General features: G+C 63.6%; 20 protein-coding genes. 14 read left to right on the top strand and 6 right to left on the bottom strand.

Annotated features, from left to right (window positions below):
• Window positions 1–7 precede the first annotated feature (7 nt).
• From rpsF to P0Y43_RS24370, 6 genes are all read left to right on the top strand, one after another.
• Window positions 8–433, top strand: a complete 426-nt coding sequence (gene rpsF, locus P0Y43_RS24395; RefSeq protein ID WP_275639813.1) for a 30S ribosomal protein S6 — start codon at window positions 8–10, stop codon at window positions 431–433.
• A 28-nt stretch (window positions 434–461) separates the two neighbouring features.
• Window positions 462–692 (top strand): 30S ribosomal protein S18, encoded by a 231-nt coding sequence (rpsR, locus tag P0Y43_RS24390; protein ID WP_003249563.1) that lies wholly within the window; start codon window positions 462–464, stop codon window positions 690–692.
• A gap of 33 nt (window positions 693–725) precedes the next feature.
• Window positions 726–1616 carry a hypothetical protein gene (locus P0Y43_RS24385; RefSeq protein ID WP_275639812.1) on the top strand — a complete coding sequence of 297 codons (891 nt, stop codon included), beginning with the start codon at window positions 726–728 and terminating at the stop codon, window positions 1614–1616.
• A 20-nt stretch (window positions 1617–1636) separates the two neighbouring features.
• Window positions 1637–2083, top strand: coding sequence for a 50S ribosomal protein L9 (rplI, locus tag P0Y43_RS24380; protein ID WP_003249568.1), 447 nt, complete (start codon window positions 1637–1639; stop codon window positions 2081–2083).
• Window positions 2084–2193: 110 nt separating this feature from the next.
• The gene (gene dnaB / locus P0Y43_RS24375; protein ID WP_275639811.1) at window positions 2194–3591 is read left to right on the top strand and encodes a replicative DNA helicase; all 1398 of its coding nucleotides are present in this window, start codon (window positions 2194–2196) and stop codon (window positions 3589–3591) included.
• A 182-nt stretch (window positions 3592–3773) separates the two neighbouring features.
• Window positions 3774–6074 (top strand): YgiQ family radical SAM protein, encoded by a 2301-nt coding sequence (locus P0Y43_RS24370; protein WP_275639810.1) that lies wholly within the window; start codon window positions 3774–3776, stop codon window positions 6072–6074.
• Between the two features lie 78 nt (window positions 6075–6152).
• On the opposite strand, the gene P0Y43_RS24365 is transcribed toward P0Y43_RS24370, so the two are convergent.
• Window positions 6153–6740, bottom strand: coding sequence for a TIGR00730 family Rossman fold protein (locus P0Y43_RS24365; protein ID WP_275639809.1), 588 nt, complete (start codon window positions 6738–6740; stop codon window positions 6153–6155).
• 369 nt (window positions 6741–7109) lie between these two features.
• Here P0Y43_RS24365 and azu point away from each other — a divergent pair, with 369 nt between their 5' ends.
• On the top strand, window positions 7110–7559 hold the full coding sequence (gene azu / locus P0Y43_RS24360; RefSeq protein ID WP_275639808.1) for an azurin: 450 nt from the start codon (window positions 7110–7112) through the stop codon (window positions 7557–7559).
• Window positions 7560–7666: 107 nt separating this feature from the next.
• Here the strand turns inward: azu and nadE are convergent, their stop codons facing one another.
• Both nadE and pncB read right to left on the bottom strand, forming a co-directional pair.
• The gene (gene nadE / locus P0Y43_RS24355; protein WP_275639807.1) at window positions 7667–8494 is read right to left on the bottom strand and encodes an ammonia-dependent NAD(+) synthetase; all 828 of its coding nucleotides are present in this window, start codon (window positions 8492–8494) and stop codon (window positions 7667–7669) included.
• Window positions 8495–8497: 3 nt separating this feature from the next.
• Window positions 8498–9703 carry a nicotinate phosphoribosyltransferase gene (pncB, locus tag P0Y43_RS24350; protein WP_275639806.1) on the bottom strand — a complete coding sequence of 402 codons (1206 nt, stop codon included), beginning with the start codon at window positions 9701–9703 and terminating at the stop codon, window positions 8498–8500.
• A 509-nt stretch (window positions 9704–10212) separates the two neighbouring features.
• Between pncB and P0Y43_RS24345 the strand changes: the two genes are divergently transcribed.
• From P0Y43_RS24345 to P0Y43_RS24320, 6 genes are all read left to right on the top strand, one after another.
• Window positions 10213–11349 carry a branched-chain amino acid ABC transporter substrate-binding protein gene (locus P0Y43_RS24345; RefSeq protein WP_275639805.1) on the top strand — a complete coding sequence of 379 codons (1137 nt, stop codon included), beginning with the start codon at window positions 10213–10215 and terminating at the stop codon, window positions 11347–11349.
• Window positions 11350–11506: 157 nt separating this feature from the next.
• Window positions 11507–12421 (top strand): ABC transporter permease subunit, encoded by a 915-nt coding sequence (locus P0Y43_RS24340; protein WP_275639804.1) that lies wholly within the window; start codon window positions 11507–11509, stop codon window positions 12419–12421.
• A gap of 2 nt (window positions 12422–12423) precedes the next feature.
• On the top strand, window positions 12424–13725 hold the full coding sequence (livM, locus tag P0Y43_RS24335; protein WP_275639803.1) for a high-affinity branched-chain amino acid ABC transporter permease LivM: 1302 nt from the start codon (window positions 12424–12426) through the stop codon (window positions 13723–13725).
• Window positions 13722–14597: an ATP-binding cassette domain-containing protein gene (locus tag P0Y43_RS24330; protein ID WP_275639802.1), complete on the top strand. Its 876-nt coding sequence runs from the start codon at window positions 13722–13724 to the stop codon at window positions 14595–14597. Before livM ends, P0Y43_RS24330 begins: the two co-directional genes overlap by 4 nt.
• Window positions 14594–15310 (top strand): ABC transporter ATP-binding protein, encoded by a 717-nt coding sequence (locus P0Y43_RS24325; RefSeq protein ID WP_275639801.1) that lies wholly within the window; start codon window positions 14594–14596, stop codon window positions 15308–15310. The genes P0Y43_RS24330 and P0Y43_RS24325 overlap by 4 nt, the downstream gene beginning before the upstream one ends.
• 638 nt (window positions 15311–15948) lie before the next feature.
• A complete protein-coding gene (locus P0Y43_RS24320; protein WP_275639800.1) occupies window positions 15949–16716 on the top strand; it encodes an SDR family oxidoreductase in 768 nt (255 codons plus the stop codon).
• A gap of 22 nt (window positions 16717–16738) precedes the next feature.
• Here P0Y43_RS24320 and P0Y43_RS24315 read toward each other — a convergent pair whose 3' ends face one another.
• The 3 genes from P0Y43_RS24315 to P0Y43_RS24305 form a co-directional block, all read right to left on the bottom strand.
• Window positions 16739–17848: an AGE family epimerase/isomerase gene (locus tag P0Y43_RS24315; RefSeq protein ID WP_275639799.1), complete on the bottom strand. Its 1110-nt coding sequence runs from the start codon at window positions 17846–17848 to the stop codon at window positions 16739–16741.
• 138 nt (window positions 17849–17986) lie between these two features.
• Window positions 17987–18619 carry a TetR family transcriptional regulator gene (locus P0Y43_RS24310; RefSeq protein WP_275639798.1) on the bottom strand — a complete coding sequence of 211 codons (633 nt, stop codon included), beginning with the start codon at window positions 18617–18619 and terminating at the stop codon, window positions 17987–17989.
• Between the two features lie 123 nt (window positions 18620–18742).
• On the bottom strand, window positions 18743–19288 hold the full coding sequence (locus P0Y43_RS24305) for a phage infection protein (protein ID WP_275639797.1): 546 nt from the start codon (window positions 19286–19288) through the stop codon (window positions 18743–18745).
• Window positions 19289–19629: 341 nt separating this feature from the next.
• Between P0Y43_RS24305 and P0Y43_RS24300 the strand changes: the two genes are divergently transcribed.
• Complete coding sequence (locus P0Y43_RS24300) at window positions 19630–21693, top strand: AsmA family protein (protein WP_275639796.1); 2064 nt, start codon at window positions 19630–19632, stop codon at window positions 21691–21693.
• Window positions 21694–21713 lie beyond the last annotated feature (20 nt).

Below are 21713 nucleotides of genomic sequence, written 5' to 3'. Positions count from 1 at the left end.
AGCATTCATGCGTCATTACGAAATCATCTTCCTGGTCCACCCGGATCAGAGCGAGCAAGTCGGCGGCATGGTCGAGCGCTACACCAAGCTGATCGAAGAAGATGGTGGCAAGATCCACCGCCTGGAAGACTGGGGCCGTCGTCAGCTGGCCTACGCCATCAACAACGTTCACAAGGCTCACTACGTGATGCTGAACGTTGAGTGCTCGGGCAAAGCCCTGGCCGAGCTGGAAGACAACTTCCGCTACAACGATGCCGTAATCCGTAACCTGGTCATCCGTCGTGACGAAGCCGTAACCGGCCAGTCCGAAATGCTGAAGGCCGAAGAGAACCGCAGCGAGCGCCGTGAGCGTCGCGAGCGTCCTGAGCATGCTGACTCCGCCGATGGCGACGACAGCAATGACAGCGACAACAGCGATAACGCTGACGAGTAATCCACGGACCTTTTGAGGAGCCTATTACATGGCACGTTTCTTCCGTCGTCGTAAATTCTGCCGCTTCACTGCTGAAGACGTGAAAGAGATCGACTTCAAAGATCTCAACACCCTGAAAGCTTACGTATCCGAAACCGGCAAGATCGTTCCGAGCCGTATCACTGGTACCAAAGCTCGTTATCAGCGTCAGCTGGCCACCGCTATCAAGCGCGCCCGCTTCCTGGCCCTGCTGCCCTACACCGACAGCCACGGCCGCTGAGACCGGGTCGTCGACAAGTAGCAAGGGATAGGCATGCGAGCGTTGGCTGATTTCATCATGCGCGGTCGCGTGCAGGCCACTGTAGTGGTGGCCGGTTGTGCGGCATTGCCGCTGTTGTTCTGGTTGAGTGCCGCCGCCGGGAGCCTGGTGTTCCTGCGGCGCGGTTTCAAGGACGCATCCTCGGTCATCGTGTGGGGCATCTTGCCCGCGTTGGCCTGGTGGGTCTTCGGCGAGCCGCGCACCTTGATGGTGCTGCTGGGGGCGCTGGGGCTGGCTGCGCTGTTGCGCGCCGGGCATTCCTGGAACCGGGTGCTGTTGTCCAGCATCGCCCTGGGCCTGTTGTACGGTGTGATCCTTGGTTCAGTGTTCCAGGAACCGATCGAAGCTCTGGCGCGAGCGCTTGAAAAAGCCCTGCCGCAGATGCTCGGCGGCCTTTACCAGCAGTTGTCGGTAGAGGAACAGGCGCACTTGGCGAGGCTCATCGTACCGGTGCTCAACGGCCTGATCGCGGCCTTGTTGCAAGTTGTCAGTGTGCTGGCCCTGATGTTGGGGCGCTACTGGCAAGCCGTGTTGTACAACCCGGGAGGTTTCGGCCGCGAGTTTCAAGCGGTGCGCATTCCCCTGGTGCCGGCGCTGCTGCTGCTGGCGTGCATGCTGTTCGGCCCGAACTTCGGTTCCGGCCTGGCATTGCTCACGCCGCTGTGCAGCGTGCCGCTCATGTTCGCGGGCATCGCCCTGCTGCATGGGCTGGTGGCGCGCAAACGCCTGGCCAAGTTCTGGCTGGTGGGGTTGTACGTGACGCTGGTGCTGTTCATGCAGCTGACGTATCCGTTGCTCGTGGTTTTGGCCGTTGTCGACAGCCTGATTGATTTTCGCGGTCGCCTGTCACCCAAGGGTGACGACTCCGCGAACGGTGAAGGTTAAAAGTTAAGAGGTTTTACCAAATGGAACTGATCCTGCTGGAAAAAGTCGCCAACCTGGGCAACCTGGGCGACAAAGTTAAAGTTAAAGCCGGTTACGGCCGTAACTTCCTGCTGCCATTCGGCAAGGCCACCGTTGCCAACGCCGCCAACCTGGCCGCGTTCGAAGAGCGCCGCGCCGAGCTGGAAAAAGCAGCCGCCGACAAGAAAGCTTCGGCTGAAAGCCGCGCTGCCCAACTGGCCGAGCTGGAAGTCACCATCACCGCCACCGCTGGCGATGAAGGCAAGCTGTTCGGTTCGATCGGCACCCACGACATCGCTGACGCCCTGACCGCCTCTGGCGTTGAAGTGGCCAAAGCTGAAGTTCGTCTGCCGAACGGCACCATCCGTCAAGTTGGCGAATACGACGTAGCCGTGCACCTGCACAGCGACGTTGAAGCCACCGTGCGTGTGGTCGTCGTTGCAGCCTAAGCTGTAGCATCGGTTGGCTCCTTGCGGGCCAGCCGGTAACATCGGGCACGGCCCTGCTTTGCGCAGGCCGTGCCCTTTGTTTTTTCACTCCCCCTGATTCTTGCGTGGCCATGAACGAGATCACCCATCCCGAACAGCTCGACCTGCAAACCGCTGCCCTGAAGGTGCCGCCGCATTCCATCGAGGCCGAACAGGCCGTGCTCGGTGGCCTGCTGCTGGACAACAACGCCTGGGAGCGGGTGCTGGACCAAGTGTCGGATGGCGACTTCTACCGGCATGACCACCGGCTGATTTTCCGTGCCATCCACAAGCTGGTGGACCAGAACCAGCCGTTCGACGTGGTTACCCTGCACGAGCAGCTGGAAAAGGAAGGCCTGTCGTCCCAGGTCGGTGGCCTGGCCTACCTGGCGGAACTGGCGAAGAACACCCCCTCGGTGGCCAACATCAAGGCCTATGCCGCGATCATTCGCGAGCGTGCGACGCTGCGCCAGTTGATCAGCATCAGTACCGACATCGCCGACAACGCCTTCAACCCCCAAGGCCGCAATGCCGAGGAAATCCTCGACGACGCCGAACGGCAGATCTTCCAGATCGCCGAGGCGCGGCCCAAGACCGGTGGCCCGGTAGGGGTCAACGAGCTGTTGACCATGGCCATCGACCGCATCGACACGCTGTTCAACTCCGACAGCGATATCACCGGTGTCTCCACCGGCTTCACCGACCTGGACGAGAAAACCAGCGGCCTGCAGGCGGCCGACCTGGTCATCGTCGCGGGCCGTCCGTCGATGGGCAAGACCACCTTCGCCATGAACCTGGTGGAAAACGCCGTGTTGCGCAGCGACAAGGTGGTGCTGGTGTTCTCCCTCGAGATGCCCGGTGAATCGCTGGTGATGCGTATGCTGTCGTCGCTGGGCCGCATCGACCAGACCAAGGTGCGTTCCGGCCAGCTGGACGACGATGACTGGCCGCGGCTGACCTCGGCGGTGAACCTGCTCAACGACCGCAAGCTGTTCATCGACGACACCGCGGGCATCAGCCCTTCGGAGATGCGTGCGCGTACCCGGCGCCTGGCGCGAGAACACGGCGACATCGGGCTGATCATGGTCGACTACTTGCAGTTGATGCAGATTCCCGGCTCTGCCGGCGACAACCGTACCAACGAGATCTCCGAGATCTCCCGCTCCCTCAAGGCCCTGGCCAAGGAGTTCAACTGCCCGGTGATCGCCCTGTCGCAGCTCAACCGTTCCCTGGAGCAACGGCCGAACAAGCGCCCGGTGAACTCCGACTTGCGTGAATCCGGTGCGATCGAGCAGGACGCCGACGTGATCATGTTCGTCTACCGTGACGAGGTGTATCACCCCGAGACCGAGCACAAGGGCGTGGCCGAGATCATCATCGGCAAGCAGCGTAACGGCCCCATCGGCTTCGTGCGGCTGGCGTTCATCGGCAAGTACACCCGCTTCGAGAACCTTGCGCCGGGCATGTACAACTTCGACGACGACGAATAACCCGGCACGCCACCGCCCCTGTCGAAGCGGGCTTGCCCCGCGATGCGATGCTGGATTCGGCGACGCCATCTCGGGACAAATGCGCGGCCTCGATGAATCCGACCTCTACCGTCGGATTTGGTCAAAATTTGTGCTATATTCCGCGCCCGCGATTTCCCTGCACACCAGAACCGGTCACTGACATGCAAGCAGCCAAGCCTCTCTACGACTATCCCAAGTACTGGGCCGAATGCTTCGGGCCAGCGCCGTTCCTGCCGATGAGCAGGGAGGAGATGGATCAGCTCGGCTGGGACTCCTGCGACATCATCATCGTGACCGGCGACGCCTACGTCGACCACCCGTCGTTCGGCATGGCCATCATCGGTCGTTTGCTGGAAGCCCAGGGCTTTCGCGTAGGCATCATCGCCCAGCCGAACTGGCAGTCGAAGGACGACTTCATGAAGCTCGGCGAGCCGAACCTGTTTTTCGGTGTCGCGGCCGGCAACATGGACTCGATGATCAACCGCTACACCGCCGACAAGAAGATCCGCTCCGACGACGCCTACACCCCGGGTGGCATCGCGGGCAGCCGGCCTGACCGGGCCAGCCTGGTGTACAGCCAGCGTTGCAAGGAAGCCTACAAGCACGTGCCGATCGTGCTCGGCGGCATCGAGGCCTCGCTGCGCCGTATCGCCCACTATGACTACTGGCAGGACAAGGTCCGTCATTCGATCCTGATCGATGCCTGCGCCGACATCCTGCTGTTCGGCAACGCCGAGCGCGCGGTGGTCGAGGTGGCGCAACGGCTGTCCAACGGCGAGTCGATCGAGAGCATCAGCGACGTGCGCGGCACTGCGTTCATTCGTCGCGACACGCCTGAAGGCTGGTACGAGATCGACTCCACCCGCATCGACCGTCCGGGCCGGGTCGACAAGATCATCAACCCCTACGTCAACACCCAGGACACCCAGGCCTGCGCCATCGAGCAGGCCAAGGGCGAGGTGGAAGACCCGAACGAAGCCAAGGTGGTGCAAATCCTCGACAGCCCGCGCATGACCCGCGAGAAGTCGGTGATCCGCCTGCCGTCGTTCGAGAAGGTGCGCAACGACCCGGTGCTCTATGCCCACGCCAACCGTGTGCTGCACCTGGAGACCAACCCCGGCAACGCCCGTGCGCTGGTGCAGAAGCATGGCGAGGTGGACGTGTGGTTCAACCCGCCACCCATTCCCATGACCACCGAGGAAATGGACTACGTGTTCGGCATGCCCTACGCGCGCGTGCCGCACCCGGCGTATGGCAAGGCGCGCATCCCGGCGTACGAGATGATCCGTTTCTCGGTGAACATCATGCGTGGCTGCTTCGGCGGTTGCACCTTCTGCTCGATCACCGAGCACGAAGGGCGGATCATCCAGAACCGCTCCCACGACTCGATCATCCGCGAGATCGAGGAGATGCGCGACAAGGTGCCCGGCTTCACCGGCGTGGTCTCCGACCTCGGCGGCCCGACCGCGAACATGTACCGCATCGCCTGCAAGAGCCACGACATCGAGAAGCACTGCCGCAAGCCGTCGTGCGTGTTCCCCGGCATCTGCGAGAACCTCAACACCGACCACAGTTCGCTGATCGAGCTGTACCGCAAGGCCCGTGCCTTGCCGGGGGTGAAGAAAATCCTGATCGCCTCGGGCCTGCGCTACGACCTGGCGGTGGAGTCGCCGGAGTACGTCAAGGAACTGGTCACCCACCACGTTGGCGGCTACCTGAAAATTGCCCCGGAACATACCGAGCGTGGTCCGCTGGACAAGATGATGAAGCCGGGCATCGGCACCTACGACCGCTTCAAGCGCATGTTCGAGAAGTTCTCGAAGGAGGCGGGCAAGGAGCAGTACCTGATCCCGTACTTCATCGCCGCGCACCCCGGCACCACCGACGAAGACATGATGAACCTGGCCCTGTGGCTCAAGGGCAATGGCTTCCGTGCCGACCAGGTGCAGGCGTTCTACCCCTCGCCGATGGCCTCGGCCACGGCCATGTACCACTCGGGCAAGAACCCGCTGCGCAAGGTCACCTACAAGAGCGAAGGCGTGGAGATCGTCAAGAGCGATGAGCAGCGCCGCCTGCACAAGGCGTTCCTGCGCTACCACGACCCGAAGGGCTGGCCGATGCTGCGCGAGGCGCTGGAGCGCATGGGCCGCGCGGACCTGATCGGCCCGGGCAAGCACCAGCTGATTCCGCTGCACCAGCCGCAGACCGACAGCTACCAGAGCGCCCGGCGCAAGAACTCCACGCCGAGCGGCAGCCACAAGGTGGGCAAGGAACAGAAGATCCTCACCCAGCACACCGGCCTGCCGCCGCGCGCCAGCGATGGCAGCAAGCCGTGGGACAAGCGCGAAAAAGCCAAGGCCGAGGCGTTCGCCCGCAACCAGCAGGCCGCCAAGGAGCGCAAAGAGGCGGCCAAGGGTGGCAAGGGCAAGAAGAAGCCGCGTCAGCCGGTGATCCCGCGCTGATCGTGAAGGGCTGCTGAACGCCACGGGCCCTTGTAGGAGCGGGCCAAGCCCGCTCCTACAAGGGCGTCGCCGTATTTTTCAGTCGGGTTTCCTGTCGACCCACTTCGGCAGCACCGGCGAGACGAACTCATCCATCCCATCCAGCAGCGCATCCGGCTGCTGCCCGAGCAACAGCATCGCCCGGTGTTGTGGCCGCACGAAACCTTCCTCGACGATATGGTCGAGGAACCCGCCGAGCTTTTCATAGAACCCATTCACATCCAGCAGGCCCAACGGCTTGGCGTGATAGCCCAGTTGCCCCCAGGTCCACACCTCGAACAGCTCCTCCAGCGTGCCTAGCCCGCCCGGCAGGGCGATGAACGCATCACTCAGCTCAGCCATGCGCGCCTTGCGGGCGTGCATGCCATCGACCACTTCCAGGCGGCTCAGGCCTTTGTGGCCGATTTCGGCGTTCATCAGGCTCTGCGGGATGATGCCGATCACCTCGCCACCGGCTTGCATGGCCGCGTCGGCCACAGTGCCCATCAAACCAACCGCGCCACCACCATAGACCAGGGTCAGGCCGCGTCGGGCGATGGCCTGGCCGAGGGCGATGGCCGCCTCGCGGTAGGCAGTGTTGGCGCCAATGCTGGCGCCGCAGAAGACACAGACGGAACGTACAGGCATTGCTTTTCTCCAGTGCGGTTCACCCTTGCGCGGGCAAGGGGGCACACAGGGTAAGGGCCAGACCGACAGCTTCCAAGGGCCGACTCACTCGGGGCGGGCGAATTCGTAGACGGCCGAGCCGGTGGCACCGCACGCATAGGCAGCCAGCAGGCCGCGCATGAAATTTCCAAGAGTCATGGTGATTGCTCCTAAATGAGAGGTTGTCTCATCGTCTATCAAGGAGGCATGATGTGCACTTAGATTGGTTGTATACAATCCATTGAACAAATCTACTGGCTGGCCACTGGCTACCCCTTGACCCACGTCAGGGAGGGGGTATGCGGTTTCAGGCAGTCTCGCAATTGATAAACCCTGCCAAGGAGATTCACGATGTTTGCGAAAGCTGTAGCGGTATCCCTGCTGACCCTCGCCAGCGCGTCCGTCTTTGCTGCCGAGTGCTCGGTGACCGTCGATTCGACCGACCAGATGTCCTTCACCAGCAAGGAATTCACCGTCGACAAGAGCTGCAAGGCGTTCACCGTCAAGCTGACCCACTCCGGCAACCTGCCGAAGAACGTCATGGGCCACAACTTAGTGATCAGCAAGACTGCCGACATGCAGGCCATCGCCACCGAAGGCATGACCCAGGGCCTGGACAAGGACTACCTGAAAGCCGACAACGCCGCGATCATCGCCCATACCAAGATGATCGGCGCGCCGGAGAAGGAGACCGAGGTGAAGTTCGATACCTCGAAGCTGGAGGCCGGTGGTGACTACAGCTTCTTCTGCACTTTCCCGGGCCACATCTCGATGATGAAAGGCAAGGTCATCTTCAAGTAACGAACGCATCACCCTTTGTAGGAACGGGCTTGCCCCGCGATGGCGTCGGTGAATCACCTTCGCCATCGCGGGGCAAGCCCGTTCCTACGAATGCACTGCGCTATTGCTTATGGGGCGAACGGCAGTTCGCGCTTGTGCTGGGTCTTGCGGTAGGTGTTGACGATGATGTCGAACGCCTCCTGGTCCACCGGCTCGCCGTGCAGGAAGGCATCGATCTGCTGGTAGGTCACGCCATGCGACGCCTCGTCCGGCTTGCCCGGCGCCAGATCCTCCAGGTCGGCGGTCGGCACCTTTTCCACCAGCGCCTCTGGCGCCCCGAAACTACGGGCGATGGCACGCACCTGGTGCTTCACCAGGCCGCTCAGCGGCGCCAGATCGCACGCCCCGTCACCGAACTTGGTGAAGAAGCCCATCACCGCCTCGGCCGCATGGTCGGTGCCGATCACCAGCCCCGCGCGGGCGCCGGCGATGGTGTACTGGGCGACCATGCGCATGCGCGCCTTGGTGTTGCCGACGACGAAGTCCACCAGGGTCGGCGAACCGCCTTCCAGCGCCTTCACCTCACCGGCCAGCGCCCGCACCGCGGGGGCGATGTCGACGGTGTGCACCTCATCGGCCTTGATCACCTCCAGGCAGGCCTGGGCGTCGTGCTCATCATGCTGCACCTGGTACGGCAGGCGCACGGCGATGAAGCGGTACGCCGCGTCGCCGGTCTCGGCGCGCAGCTCGTTGATCGCGCGCTGGGCGAGCAGGGCGGCGGTCATCGAGTCGACCCCGCCGCTGATGCCCAGCACCAGGGTCTTGAGCCGGGCATTGGCCAGGCAATCCTTGATGAACGCCACGCGCCGGGCGACTTCGGCCTCTAGCGCGGCGGCGTCGGCGAACGGCGGCTGCACCTTGAGCGCTTGCGCAATCTCTCGCTGAACGGCTTGCATGGGTTACTCCTTGCTGGGGACTTTGAATACGTGGCGCAGGTAGGCGACGAAGTTCTCGTCGCGGCATTGGGTCTTGGCGGACTCGTCGGAAATCTTCGCCACCGGCGAGCCATTGCAGTCGGTCATTTTAAGCACGATGCTCATCGGCGCCACCCCAGGAATGTCGCAGGTCAGGTTGGTGCCGATGCCGAAGCTGACGTTGATGCGCCCGCGCAGCGCGCGGAAGATCTCCAGTGAACGGGTCAGGTTCAGCCCGTCGGAGAACACCAGGGTCTTGGTCATCGGGTCGATACCCAGCTTGCGGTAATGGGCGATGGCCTTCTCGGCCCAGGCCACCGGCTCGCCTGAGTCGTGGCGCAGGCCGTCGAACAGCTTGGCGAAGTACAGGTCGAAATCGCCGAGGAAGGCATCCATGGTGATGCAGTCGGTCAGGGCGATGCCGAGCAGCCCGCGGTACTCGCGGACCCAGCAGTCCAGCGCGGCGATCTGGCTGTCGATCAGCCGCGGGCCGAGCTGCTGGTGGGCCATGATCCACTCGTGGGCCATGGTGCCCAGGGGCTTGATATCCAGTTTCCATGCCAGGTCGACGTTGCTGGTGCCGACGAAGCGTGCCGGGAAGTCATCACGCATCACCCGCACCACGTCTTCCTGGACCCGGCTGGAGAAGCGCCGGCGCGTGCCGAAATCGGCCACCTGCAGGTGTTCCAGTTCGTCGTCGCTGGCGTGGGCGCGCAGCCAGTCGAACTTGCGGTACAGCTGGTCGCGCGCCTCGACCAGGCGCATGTGCGGGTGCAGGTGGCGGTTGCGCACCTCGCTGACGATCGCCAGCAACGGCACTTCGAAGAGGATCACGTGCAGCCAGGGGCCACGCAGCCGCAGGTACAGCTGGTCGTGCTCGATGCCGATGTGCACGTAGCGCAGGTTGAAGCGGAACAGGCCGAGAAAGCGCAGGAAGTCGGGCTTGAGGAAGCTGTAGCGTTCGAGGAAGGCCAGTTGGCCAGCGTCGAGGGTGAGGTCTTCGAGTTGTTCGATCTGCTGGCGGATCTCGCCCAGGTAAGGACGCAGGTCTTCGCCGTTGCGGCAGCGGAACTCCCACTCGACGTCGGCGTCCGGGTAGTTGTGCAGAACGCCCTGCATCATCGTCAGCTTGTAGAAGTCGGTGTCGAGCAGGTTGTGCACGATGCGCTCGGCGAATGCGCTCTCGCTCATTCAAAAGCTCCAGGTCGGCGGTGCCCGCCATGGGGTGGGGGCACGCGGGAATAAACGCCATTGTGCCAGTGTTTTCCGGAGGAATGAGGCATTTGTGGCGTCTCGGATGGCCCTATCGCGGGGCAAGCCCGCTCCGGCAGCGGGTGTGTCCGTAGATAAATCAATGACTCTTCCTACACCGACTAGCCTTTCAACAGTGCATCCCTGTAGCAGTTTCGCACCGGCTGTGTGCACTTCGGTGACGTCGCGCTGTTACAGGTCGGTTGCACATTGACGCTTACGGAGGTTGCAATGATGGCGGGCAGGGGTTGCTCCTTTGCCAGGCGTGTGGTGGCGCTCGTCTCATGGCAGACGGTTGCACGCTCAGTAAAGAAACGACCGTCGGCCGCTCCCGATGGCTCAACGCGGTGTGTTTTCGTGATCGATAAAACCGATGGCACGGCCCTTGCTCAGACCACAGGGCAGAAAGTTGTAGTGCCAACCAAAAAAAACTCTAGGAGCACCACCACATGTCGCAGACGTTTTACAAGAAAGGTTTCCTGGCACTGGCCGTAGCCACGGCACTGGGTGTTTCTTCGTATGTTCAGGCCGACGTCAAGATCGGCGTCGCGGGCCCCATGACCGGTGCCAACGCAGCGTTTGGCGAGCAGTACATGAAAGGTGCCCAGGCGGCTGCGGACAAGATCAACGCCGCTGGCGGGATCAACGGCGAGAAGATCGTCCTGGTCAAGGGTGACGATGCCTGCGAGCCGAAACAGGCCGTGGCCGTGGCCAACCGCCTGGTCGACCAGGACAAGGTCATCGGCGTGGTCGGCCACTTCTGCTCCTCCAACACCATCCCTGCCTCCGAGGTATACGATGAAGCGGGCGTGATCGCCATCACCCCCGGCTCGACCAACCCGCAGGTCACCGAACGCGGCCTGTCCGCGATGTTCCGCATGTGCGGCCGTGACGACCAGCAAGGCATCGTCGCCGGCGACTACATCGTCGACGTGCTCAAGGGCAAGAAAGTCGCCGTGCTGCACGACAAGGACACCTACGGCCAGGGCCTGGCCGATGCGACCAAGGCGCAGCTGACCAAGCGCGGCGTCACCCCGGTGCTGTACGAAGGCCTGACCCGCGGCGAGAAGGACTTCAGCGCCGTGGTCACCAAGATCCGCTCCACCGGGGCCGACGTCGTCTACTTCGGCGGCTTGCACCCTGAGGCTGGTCCGCTGGTGCGCCAGTTGCGCGAGCAGGGTCTCAAGGACGTCAAGTTCATGTCCGACGACGGTATCGTCACCGACGAACTGGTCGCCACCGCAGGCGGCGCACAGTACACCAACGGCGTGTACATGACCTTCGGCGCCGACCCGCGCTTGCTGCCAGACAGCAAGACCGTGGTGGAGGAGTTCCGCAAGGGTGGCACCGAGCCTGAAGGCTACACCCTGTACGCCTATGCCTCGGTCCAGGCCCTGGCCGCTGCGTTCAACGGCGCCAAGTCGAACAAGGGCGAAGACGCCGCCAAGTGGCTCAAGGCCAACCCGGTCAAGACCGTCATGGGCGAGAAGAAGTGGGACAGCAAGGGCGACCTGACCGTCTCCGACTACGTGGTCTACCAGTGGGATGCCAACGGCAAGTACCACCAGCTGGAAAAACAAAAATAACAACGGCTCGCGGCCCGGTGCGCAGAGCGCCGGGTCGCTGCCCCGCGGTATTTGTACTTTATCCGTAGATCTGCACAGTCCTGCGCGGCGAGGGTCGCTTCACCCTTGCCCCCGCCGTGGTCGGCGCTCGTGCAATCTCAATAGGTGAGATTGCGTTATGGATGGTATTTTCCTGCAGCAACTGGTCAACGGGCTGACCCTCGGGTCGGTCTATGGCCTGATCGCCATCGGCTACACAATGGTCTATGGCATCATCGGCATGATCAACTTCGCGCACGGCGAGGTGTACATGATCTCCGCGTACCTCGCGGCGATCAGCCTGGCATTGCTGGCCTACTTCGGCATCGAGTCCTTCCCCCTGCTGATGCTCGGCACGCTGTTGTTCACCATCGTCGTCACCGGCGTCTATGGCTTCACCATCGAGCGCATCGCCTACAAGCCACTGCGCAACTCCACCCGCCTGGCGCCGCTGATCAGCGCCATCGGTATCTCGCTGATCCTGCAGAACTACGCGCAGCTCAGCCAGGGCGCGCGCCAGCAAGGCGTACCGACCCTGCTCGAAGGCGCCTTGCGCGTCGAAGTCGGCACCGGCTTCGTGCAACTGACCTACACCAAGATCTTCATCCTCGTGGCAGCTTTCGTCGGCATGGGCCTGCTCACCTACGTGATCAAGTACACCAAGCTCGGCCGCATGTGCCGCGCCACCCAGCAAGATCGCAAGATGGCCTCGATCCTGGGCATCAACACCGACCGGGTGATCTCCTACGTGTTCGTCATCGGTGCGGTGATGGCCGCGCTGGCCGGCGTGCTGATCACCATGAACTACGGCACCTTCGACTTCTATGCGGGCTTCATCATCGGCATCAAGGCGTTCACCGCCGCAGTGCTCGGCGGGATCGGCTCACTGCCCGGCGCGATGCTCGGCGGGATCATCCTGGGTATCTCCGAGTCGCTGTTCTCCGGCTTGATCAACTCCGACTACAAGGACGTGTTCAGCTTCTCGCTGCTGGTGCTGATCCTCATCTTCCGTCCGCAAGGCCTGCTGGGTCGCCCGCTCGTGGCTAAGGTGTGAACATGTCTGTTGCCAATTCTGCCCCCGTTTCGCAAAGCAAGGGTTTCGACCTCAAGCGCAGCCTGATCGAAACCGTCGTCGCCGGCTTGCTGGCACTCATCGTCTTTGGCCCGGTCGTCGGCGTGGTGCTCGACGGCTACAGTTTCAACGCAGAACCCTCGCGCGTGGCCTGGCTGGTCGGCGGGGTGATGGTCGGGCGCTTCCTGCTCAGCCTTTACCTGCAAACCGCCGGTGGCCAGCGCATGCTCCAGGGCTTCGACAGCGGTGGCTCCGGCGTGCACGTGCTGGCGCCGGACTACAAGACGCGCCTGCGCTACATCATCCCGGCGCTGATCGTCATCGCCATCGTGTTCCCGATCTTCGCCAACAAGTACCTGCTGACCGTGGTCATCCTCGGGCTGATCTACGTGCTGCTGGGCCTGGGCCTGAACATCGTGGTCGGCCTGGCCGGCCTGCTCGACCTTGGCTACGTGGCGTTCTACGCCATCGGCGCCTATGGCCTGGCGCTGGGCTACCAGTACCTGGGCCTGGGCTTCTGGAGCGTGCTGCCGCTGGCGGCGATCGCCGCGGCGCTGGCGGGGTGCATCCTCGGCTTCCCGGTGCTAAGGATGCACGGTGACTACCTGGCCATCGTGACCCTGGGCTTCGGCGAGATCATCCGCCTGGTGCTGAACAACTGGCTGTCGTTCACCGGCGGCCCGAACGGCATGCCGGCGCCGTCGCCGACCTTCCTGGGCCTGGAGTTCGGGCGCCGGGCGAAGGACGGCGGGGTACCGATCCACGAGTTCTTCGGCTTCGAATACAACGCCAACCTGAAGTTCATCTTCATCTATGCCGTGCTCTTCCTGGTGGTGCTGGCAGTGCTGTACATCAAGCACCGCCTGACCCGCATGCCGGTCGGCCGCGCCTGGGAAGCGCTGCGCGAAGACGAGATCGCCTGCCGCTCGATGGGCCTGAACCACGTGCTGGTCAAACTCTCGGCCTTCACCCTCGGTGCCTCCACCGCAGGCCTGGCCGGGGTGTTCTTCGCCACCTACCAGGGTTTCGTCAACCCCTCGTCGTTCACCTTCTTCGAGTCGGCGCTGATCCTCGCCATCGTGGTGCTCGGCGGCATGGGCTCGACCGTCGGCGTGGTGATCGCGGCGTTCGTGCTGACCGTGGCCCCGGAGCTGTTGCGCAGCTTCTCCGAATACCGCGTGCTGCTGTTCGGCGTGCTGATGGTGCTGATGATGATCTGGCGACCGCGGGGGCTGATCCGCATCAGCCGCACCGGCGTGGTCCCGCGTAAAGGAGTGGCGCCATGAGCGACGAAATCATTCTCTCGGTCGACAACCTGATGATGCAGTTCGGCGGCATCAAGGCGCTCAGCGACGTCAGCCTGAAGGTCAAGCGCAACCAGATCTTCGCCCTGATCGGCCCCAACGGCGCAGGCAAGACCACCGTGTTCAACTGCCTGACCGGTTTCTACAAGGCCAGTGGCGGGCGTATCGAGCTGAACGTGCGTGGCAGCCACACCAACGTCATCCAGTTGCTTGGCGAGCGCTTCCAGCCGGCGGATTTCGTGTCGCCCGCGCGTTTCGCCAACCGCATGTACTACAAGATGTTCGGCGGCACCCACCTGGTGAACCGCGCCGGCCTGGCGCGGACCTTCCAGAACATTCGCCTGTTCAAGGAAATGTCGGTGGTGGAGAACCTGCTGGTGGCCCAGCACATGTGGGTCAACCGCAACCTGCTGGCCGGGGTGCTCAACACCAAGGCCTACCGCAAGGCCGAAAGCGACGCGTTGGACCATGCCTTCTACTGGCTGGAGGTGGTCGACCTGGTCGACTGCGCCAACCGCCTGGCCGGCGAGTTGTCCTACGGCCAGCAGCGCCGCCTGGAGATCGCCCGGGCCATGTGCACGCGGCCGAAGATCATCTGCCTCGACGAACCCGCCGCGGGCCTCAACCCGCAGGAAACCGAGGCGCTGAGCCGGATGATCCGCGTGCTGCGTGACGAGCATGACATCACCGTGGTGCTGATCGAGCACGACATGGGCATGGTCATGAGCATCTCCGACCACATCGTCGTGCTCGACCACGGCAACGTCATCGCCGAGGGCGCCCCGCAGGACATCCGCAACAACCCGACGGTGATCGCCGCCTACCTGGGTGCCGACGAAGAGGAACTGATATGAGCGCACCCATTCTCGAGCTCAAGGACCTGGACGTGTTCTACGGGCCGATCCAGGCGTTGAAGAAGGTCTCGATGCACATCAACGAAGGTGAGACGGTGAGCCTGATCGGCGCCAACGGCGCGGGCAAGTCGACGCTGTTGATGTCGATCTTCGGCCAGCCGCGCGCGGCGTCCGGGCAGATCGTCTACCGTGGCACCGACATCACCCGCAAGTCGTCGCACTACATCGCCTCCAACGGCATCGCGCAGTCGCCGGAAGGGCGCCGGGTGTTCCCCGACATGACCGTCGAGGAAAACCTGATGATGGGTACCATCCCCATCGGCGACAAGCATGCCGATGAAGACATGCAGCGCATGTACGAGCTGTTCCCGCGGCTCAAGGAGCGGCGTAACCAGCGGGCGATGACCATGTCCGGTGGCGAGCAGCAGATGCTCGCCATCGCCCGCGCGCTGATGAGCCGGCCCAAGCTGCTGCTGCTCGACGAGCCGTCGCTGGGGCTGGCGCCGATTGTGGTCAAGCAGATCTTCTCGACCCTGCGCGAGCTTGCGAAGACCGGCATGACCATCTTCCTGGTGGAGCAGAACGCCAACCATGCGTTGAAGCTCTCGGATCGGGCCTACGTGATGGTCAACGGGCAGATCCGCATGAGCGGGACCGGGCAGGAGCTGCTGGTCAACGAAGAGGTGCGCAGCGCGTATCTAGGCGGGCATTGAGGTGGGGCCGTGGGGCCGCTGTGCGGCCCCATCGCGGGGCTAGCCCCGCTCCTACAGGTTCAGCGCTGCCGCAGCGGCCGGAATCACAATGTGGACAACTTGTCGCATATCCTGCCAGCAGCACACGATATTCCCCTCGTAAGCCCTTGTTTCCACAGCCCCATAATTGTCCACGGATGATGTGGAAGCGCCTGTGGAAAACATGGTGGCACTCCTTTGTAGCCCTTTAAATCCGTGACCTCCAAGAATTTGATTGTTTTTTGATCAATCGCTGCCCGCACCGCTGGCTCGTCACTAATCCACGGCAGAATCCTACTGCGAAATCGCGTAAAACCCTGTGGATAACTCTGTGCAAAACCCTTGGACAGACTGCTGTACGCGGCACCGCTGAAAGCGTTGCGCCATTACGCGCACGACTGGCGAACCGCCAAAGGGTTCCCCAGCCCCGACGAATTGCCCCCAATCCATGGGGAAAGGCTTGTGGATAAGATGCGCATAGCCTGCCACACCCCTTGTAGCTCAAGGGCTTGCGACGATTGAACATTTTTTGACCAGCCCTCGCGCTGCTTGCTGCCAGCGTGCGCCGCGGGCATGCTGCAAGGCCTGGCGACCACCCTCCACAGCGAAGGAGATACAGCATGACGTCCACCGTATTCATCACAGGCGCGACTTCCGGTTTCGGCGAGGCCACCGCTCGCCGTTTCGCCGAGGCCGGCTGGAAGCTGGTCCTCACCGGTCGGCGCAAGGAGCGCCTGGACGCGCTCTGCGCCGAGCTGTCGGCCAAGACCGAAGTGCTGGGCCTGGTGGTCGACGTGCGTGACCGCAAGGCCATGCAGGCTGCGATCGACAGCCTGCCGCCGACCTTCGCCACGCTGCGTGGCCTGGTCAACAACGCAGGCCTCGCCCTCGGCGCGGACCCCGCGCCGAACTGCGACCTGGACGACTGGGAAACCATGGTCGACACCAACATCAAGGGCCTGATGTACACCACCCGCCTGCTGCTGCCGCGCCTGATCGCCCATGGCCGTGGCGCGAGCATCCTCAACGTCGGCTCGGTGGCGGGCAACTACCCGTACCCAGGCAGCCACGTGTATGGCGGCACCAAGGCCTTCGTCGGGCAGTTTTCGCTGAGCCTGCGCTGCGACCTGCGTGGCACCGGCGTGCGCGTCACCAACATCGAGCCGGGCCTGTGCGAGAGCGAGTTCTCGCTGGTGCGCTTCGGTGGCGACCAGTCGCGCTACGACGCCACCTACGCCGGCGCCGAGGCGATCCAGCCACAGGACATCGCCGAGACCATCTTCTGGATCCTCAACCAGCCGGCGCACATCAACATCAACAACCTCGAGCTGATGCCGGTGAGCCAGGATTGGGCGGGGTTTGCGATCGATCGGTCGGTCAAGGGCTGACCGACGCGCGCAAGGGAGGTTTTCAGGCCAGGCGTTGCAGGCCTTCGAGGCAGGTGGCCAGGTGGTAGGGCGTGGTAGACGGCATGTCGTGACGGCTGACCTTGCCCTGGCCGTCGCGGCATTCGTGCCAGCCGCCGGCATGCAGGAAGTTGTCTTCGAGGGCCTTCAGCTGGGTCAACAGCTTCGCCTCGTTGCCTGGCAGCAACGCCAGCGCGCGCAGGTATTCGGCCTGCGCCCAGATACGCTGGGTGGCGTCGAGCACCTGGCCGTCGCCATCGAGCATCGCCAGCACCGCAGCGTCCTTCACCCCGCAGCCCTCGGCATAGGCGAAGGCCCGGGCCAGCGAGGCATGCAGCGGGCTTGACCGCAGCAGTGGCGAGGTGTCGAGCAGGTAGAACCATTCGAACTGGTGGCCTGGCTCGAACCAGTTATCCACAGCACCGCGGGGTTTTTCCAGCATCAGGCCATGGGCCGGTTCGATGAAGTGCGTCTGCAAGGCTGTGCATAACTGCACCAGGGCCTGTTGCACGGCGATGTCTTCGCGTACCTCGAGGGTTTGCAGGAAGGCTTCGGCCAGGTGCATCTGCGGGTTCTGCAAGGGGCCGCTGCCCAGGTCCGACCAGTCTTCGCCAAGGCTCGCCTCGTACAAGCCGTCGTCGCGCGCGAAGCGTCCGGCGACGATCTCCAGCGCGGCATTCAACGTCGACTCCACCAGGCCCTCGCGGACCTTGCCCCAGTAATGGGCGCAGGCGAAGACGATGAAGGCGTGGGTGTAGAGGTCCTTGCGCCGGTCGAGCGGGCGGCCTTCGGCGTCGATGCTGTAGAACCAGCCGCCGTGCTCGGCGTCGTGGAAGTGCCGCTGCAGCGAGCGGAACAAGGCCGCGGCGCGTTCAGCGGCGCCGGGTTGCTCGATGCGGCTGCTGAACAGGTACAGCTGGCGCGCGCAGGCCATGGCCCGGTAGCGCTGCACCGGCAGTGGGCGGTGCTGGGCGTCGAGGGCTTCGTAGGGCAGGGCCATGTCGGCGTTCCAGCCCGGGCCCTGCCACAGCGGCACGATGCGTTCGGCGAAGTGCTGGCGAAAGCGCGCCAGGCGGGTGCGGAGTTCGGGCAGGGAAGGGCGGGGGTCGGACATGAAGGCGCTCGTCGCAATCGGGCAGTGCGCCATGGTAGCAGAAGTGCTCATGCGCTTTGATCTGGGGTGTTTGGGCGGGCCTCATCGCGGGGTATGCCCGCTCAGGTTCACCGCTTGCCCTGCGATGAGGCCGGCGAATCAGCCCGGATGGCCCAGCCCCTGCCAATGACGGGCACCCACGAAGATGAAACGCAGTTGCTGGGTGATCTTCTCTTGCGGGCTGAGGGCTTGTGGGTGGTGCGGGTCGGGCCGGTCGATCAGCTCAGGCAGGGTCGCGAACACGGTCTTCACCACCAGGTCGGCCATCACCGCCAGGGCTGCGGCGTCCAGGTGCTTCCAGCGCGGCATGCGCGCAAGGTCGGTGGCCAGGTCCGAACTGATGTCCTGGCGCAGGCGCGCGATGGCCTGGCGCACGGCCTGGGAGCCGCCATATTGCTCGCGGGCGAGGAACAGGAACTGGGCACGGTGGGCGGCCACCACGTCGAGGAAGATACGCACCGAGGCGTCGGTGATACCGCCGAGTTCGAATTCATTCTGCCGGACCAGGCGAATGGTGTGGCGGAAGGTGGTGTCCACTTCGGCGACCAGCGCCAGGCCCAGGGCGTCCATATCGGGGAAATGCCGGTAGAAACCGGTGGGCACGATGCCGGCGGCCTTGGCCACTTCGCGCAGGCTGATGCTGCCGAAGCCACGGCCACTGTCCATCAGCTGGCAGGCAGCGTCGAGCAAGGCTTGGCGGGTCTGAAGCTTCTGTTCGGCGCGCGGCAGCATGGGGCAGGATTCTGTGGTTGTACGGCTGGGCACTCTAGATAAAAAAACGAAGCCCGGTCAATGGACCGGGCTTTGGAGGGTAGCAGGCGCTGGATGTCGGATTATCGTTATCGGCCATAGGGCTTAGCTCACACGGCTGATTTCGACCAGGCGATCCGAGCCGCCTTCGGCGACGCGATTGTTGCGTTCGATCAAACGGTCGGAACCCCCTTCGGCGACGCGGTTGTTGCGTTCGATCAGACGGTCGGAACCCCCTTCGGCGACGCGGTTGTTGCGTTCGATCAAACGGTCGGAACCCCCTTCGGCGACGCGGTTGTTGCGTTCGATCAGACGGTCGGAGCCACCTTCGGCGACGCGATTGTTGCGTTCGATCAGACGGTCGGAGCCACCTTCGGCGACGCGGTTGTTGCGTTCGATCAAACGGTCGGAGCCACCTTCGGCGACGCGGTTGTTGCGTTCGATCAGACGGTCGGAACCCCCTTCGGCGACGCGGTTGTTGCGTTCGATCAGGCGATCCGAACCCCCTTCGGCCAGGGTGTTCAGCGGTTGGGAGACCACCGCGGCGCTGGAGCGCGCTTCTGCAGTCGGGGCTTGCTCGGTGGCCGGCAGGGCGAAGGCATTGGCGGCCAGGATGGATAGACTCAGGCTCAGCAGCAGTTGGCGTTTCATGATTCGGTGCTCCTCGTGGGGGGCTGGAAAGTGGCTACGAGGGCAATGCTACGCTTGGTAACTCAAGATAAAAGTTCATAAAGATAATGGTAACAATCGACGGAATTGATGGTAGGTCTAAACCGCTCTATATCAGTGGTTTCGTTGATGATTGTGGCAAAGTGCTACTCGGCTTTTGCAGTAACACCGCATAGCGTTTTCGAGGAAAAGCTGCGAAAGAGGTCAGGAAAATCTTCGCTATCATTGCCGCCATCGATAAAACCCCACAGGTTTTCATCAGTCCCACTCAATAAGTGCCCTCGTCGCGCCACCATCGGTCACGCAGTCAGGAGAACTCCGCAATGACGCGCCCCGCCAGAATCCTCACTTGGACCCTCGCCAGCCTGTTGGCTTTGCTCGCGATACTGCTGGTGGTGATCGCTACCTTCGACTGGAACCGCGTCAAGCCGCTGCTCAACGAGAAAGTTTCCGAAGCCCTGCACCGGCCCTTCGCCATCAATGGCAACCTGGCGGTGCAGTGGCAGCGCGAGCCTGACGAGGGCGGCTGGCGCGCCTGGGTGCCGTGGCCGCGTTTCGTCGCCGAGGACCTGACCCTGGGCAACCCCGAGTGGCTCAAGGAGCCGAACATGGTCGGCCTTGAGCGCGTGGAGTTCCGCCTGTCACCGCTGCCGCTGCTGTGGCAGCGGATCGTCATCCCGCGCATCGATCTGACCCAGCCCAACGCCAGCCTCACCCGCCTGGCCGATGGGCGGGCCAACTGGACCTTCGACTTCGGCCCCAAGGATGAAAACACCGAGCCCTCGAAGTGGGTGCTGGACATCGGCGCCATTGGTTTCGACCAGGGCAACGTCGCCTTCGACGACCAGACCCTGAAAACCAGCCTGAAGGTGCAGATCGACCCGCTGGGCAAGCCCATCCCGTTCAGCGACATCGTCGGCAAGGCCAGCGCCGAAAAGGCCGGTGGCGCCCAGGACTACGCCTTCGGCCTCAAGGCCCAGGGCCGCTACAAGGGCCAGGCGGTCTCGGCCAGTGGCAAGATCGGCGGGCTGCTGGCGCTGCAGGACGCCAGCCAGCCGTTCCCCCTACAGGCCGACGCGCGCGTCGGCGATACCCGGGTGACCCTGGCCGGCACCCTGACCGACCCCCGCAACCTGGGTGCCCTCGACCTGCGCCTGCGCTTGTCCGGCAGCAGCCTGGGCAACCTCTACCCGCTGACCGGCGTGACCCTGCCCGACACCCCGGCCTACGCCACCGACGGCCACCTGATCGCTAACCTGCACGACCCCGAGGGCGCGCGGTTCCGCTATGAAGGCTTCAACGGCAAGATCGGCGACAGCGACATCCATGGCGACCTGGCGTTCGTCGCCAGCCAGCCGCGGCCGAAGTTGTCCGGCAACCTGGTGTCCAACCAGTTGCTGTTCAAGGACCTGGCCCCATTGATCGGCGCCGACTCCAACGTCGAGCAGAAGGCCCGTGGCGGTGCCAGCAAACAGCCCACCGGCAAGATGCTGCCGGTGGAGGCGTTTCGCACCGAGCGCTGGCGGGCGATGGATGCCGACGTCACCTTTGCCGGCAAGCGCATCGTCCATAGCGAGCAGCTGCCCTTCAACGACCTCTCCGCCCATGTGCTGCTCGATGACGGCGTGCTGCGTCTGGAGCCGCTGCGTTTCGGCGTGGCCGGTGGCAACCTGAATGCGAACATCCGCCTCGATGGTCGCGCCGCCCCGTTGCAAGGCCGTGCCCAACTGACGGCCCGGGGCTTCAAGCTCAAGCAACTGTTCCCGACCTTCGCGCCGATGCAGACCAGCTTCGGCGAGCTCAACGGTGACGCCGACATCAGCGGGCTTGGCAACTCGGTGGCGGCGTTGCTGGGCAAGGCCAATGGCGATCTGCGGCTGTTGATCAACGACGGTGCGATCAGCCGCAGCCTGATGGAGATCGCCGGTCTCAACGTCGGCAACTACGTGGTCGACAAGCTGTTCGGCGATGAGGACGTGAAGATCAACTGCGCGGCGGCGAATGTCGGCATCAAGGATGGCTTGGCGACGACACGGCTGTTCGTCTTCGATACCGAGAACGCGATCATCTATATCAATGGCACCGCGAACTTCGCCAGCGAGCAGTTGGACCTGAAGATCACCCCGGAGTCCAAGGGCATGCGGTTGTTCTCGCTGCGCTCGCCGTTGTACGTGCGCGGGCCATTCGCCAAGCCCAATGCGGGGGTGCAGGCCGTGCCGCTGGCGTTGCGCGGGGCGGGGATGGTCGCGCTGGGGGTGGCCATCGGGCCAGCGGCGGGGTTGCTGGCGCTGATCGCGCCCAGTGGCGATGTGCCTAACCAGTGCACGCCGTTGCTGGAACAGATGAAGGCCGGCAAGGCGCCGGCGGCGGTGAAGGCGAAGCGGTAGAGGGGGAGGGCTGCGCCCGT

The organism is Pseudomonas entomophila (assembly GCF_029193575.1).
Taxonomy (GTDB): domain Bacteria; phylum Pseudomonadota; class Gammaproteobacteria; order Pseudomonadales; family Pseudomonadaceae; genus Aquipseudomonas; species Aquipseudomonas entomophila_G.
This window is presented reverse-complemented; position numbering and strand designations above follow the sequence as displayed.

What these genes read in the sequence shown, in the direction of transcription:
- dnaB (WP_275639811.1), top strand. Translation starts at nt 2,194, where the DNA reads ATGAACGAGATCACCCATCCCGAACAGCTCGACCTGCAAACCGCTGCC.
- rpsR (WP_003249563.1), top strand. Translation starts at nt 462, where the DNA reads ATGGCACGTTTCTTCCGTCGTCGTAAATTCTGCCGCTTCACTGCTGAA.
- P0Y43_RS24365 (WP_275639809.1), bottom strand. Translation starts at nt 6,740, where the DNA reads ATGCCTGTACGTTCCGTCTGTGTCTTCTGCGGCGCCAGCATTGGCGCC.
- P0Y43_RS24305 (WP_275639797.1), bottom strand. Translation starts at nt 19,288, where the DNA reads ATGAAACGCCAACTGCTGCTGAGCCTGAGTCTATCCATCCTGGCCGCC.
- pncB (WP_275639806.1), bottom strand. Translation starts at nt 9,703, where the DNA reads ATGAGCGAGAGCGCATTCGCCGAGCGCATCGTGCACAACCTGCTCGAC.
- rpsF (WP_275639813.1), top strand. Translation starts at nt 8, where the DNA reads ATGCGTCATTACGAAATCATCTTCCTGGTCCACCCGGATCAGAGCGAG.
- P0Y43_RS24345 (WP_275639805.1), top strand. Translation starts at nt 10,213, where the DNA reads ATGTCGCAGACGTTTTACAAGAAAGGTTTCCTGGCACTGGCCGTAGCC.
- P0Y43_RS24385 (WP_275639812.1), top strand. Translation starts at nt 726, where the DNA reads ATGCGAGCGTTGGCTGATTTCATCATGCGCGGTCGCGTGCAGGCCACT.
- P0Y43_RS24320 (WP_275639800.1), top strand. Translation starts at nt 15,949, where the DNA reads ATGACGTCCACCGTATTCATCACAGGCGCGACTTCCGGTTTCGGCGAG.
- P0Y43_RS24370 (WP_275639810.1), top strand. Translation starts at nt 3,774, where the DNA reads ATGCAAGCAGCCAAGCCTCTCTACGACTATCCCAAGTACTGGGCCGAA.
- P0Y43_RS24330 (WP_275639802.1), top strand. Translation starts at nt 13,722, where the DNA reads ATGAGCGACGAAATCATTCTCTCGGTCGACAACCTGATGATGCAGTTC.
- nadE (WP_275639807.1), bottom strand. Translation starts at nt 8,494, where the DNA reads ATGCAAGCCGTTCAGCGAGAGATTGCGCAAGCGCTCAAGGTGCAGCCG.
- P0Y43_RS24315 (WP_275639799.1), bottom strand. Translation starts at nt 17,848, where the DNA reads ATGTCCGACCCCCGCCCTTCCCTGCCCGAACTCCGCACCCGCCTGGCG.
- P0Y43_RS24325 (WP_275639801.1), top strand. Translation starts at nt 14,594, where the DNA reads ATGAGCGCACCCATTCTCGAGCTCAAGGACCTGGACGTGTTCTACGGG.
- P0Y43_RS24310 (WP_275639798.1), bottom strand. Translation starts at nt 18,619, where the DNA reads ATGCTGCCGCGCGCCGAACAGAAGCTTCAGACCCGCCAAGCCTTGCTC.
- azu (WP_275639808.1), top strand. Translation starts at nt 7,110, where the DNA reads ATGTTTGCGAAAGCTGTAGCGGTATCCCTGCTGACCCTCGCCAGCGCG.
- P0Y43_RS24340 (WP_275639804.1), top strand. Translation starts at nt 11,507, where the DNA reads ATGGATGGTATTTTCCTGCAGCAACTGGTCAACGGGCTGACCCTCGGG.
- P0Y43_RS24300 (WP_275639796.1), top strand. Translation starts at nt 19,630, where the DNA reads ATGACGCGCCCCGCCAGAATCCTCACTTGGACCCTCGCCAGCCTGTTG.
- livM (WP_275639803.1), top strand. Translation starts at nt 12,424, where the DNA reads ATGTCTGTTGCCAATTCTGCCCCCGTTTCGCAAAGCAAGGGTTTCGAC.
- rplI (WP_003249568.1), top strand. Translation starts at nt 1,637, where the DNA reads ATGGAACTGATCCTGCTGGAAAAAGTCGCCAACCTGGGCAACCTGGGC.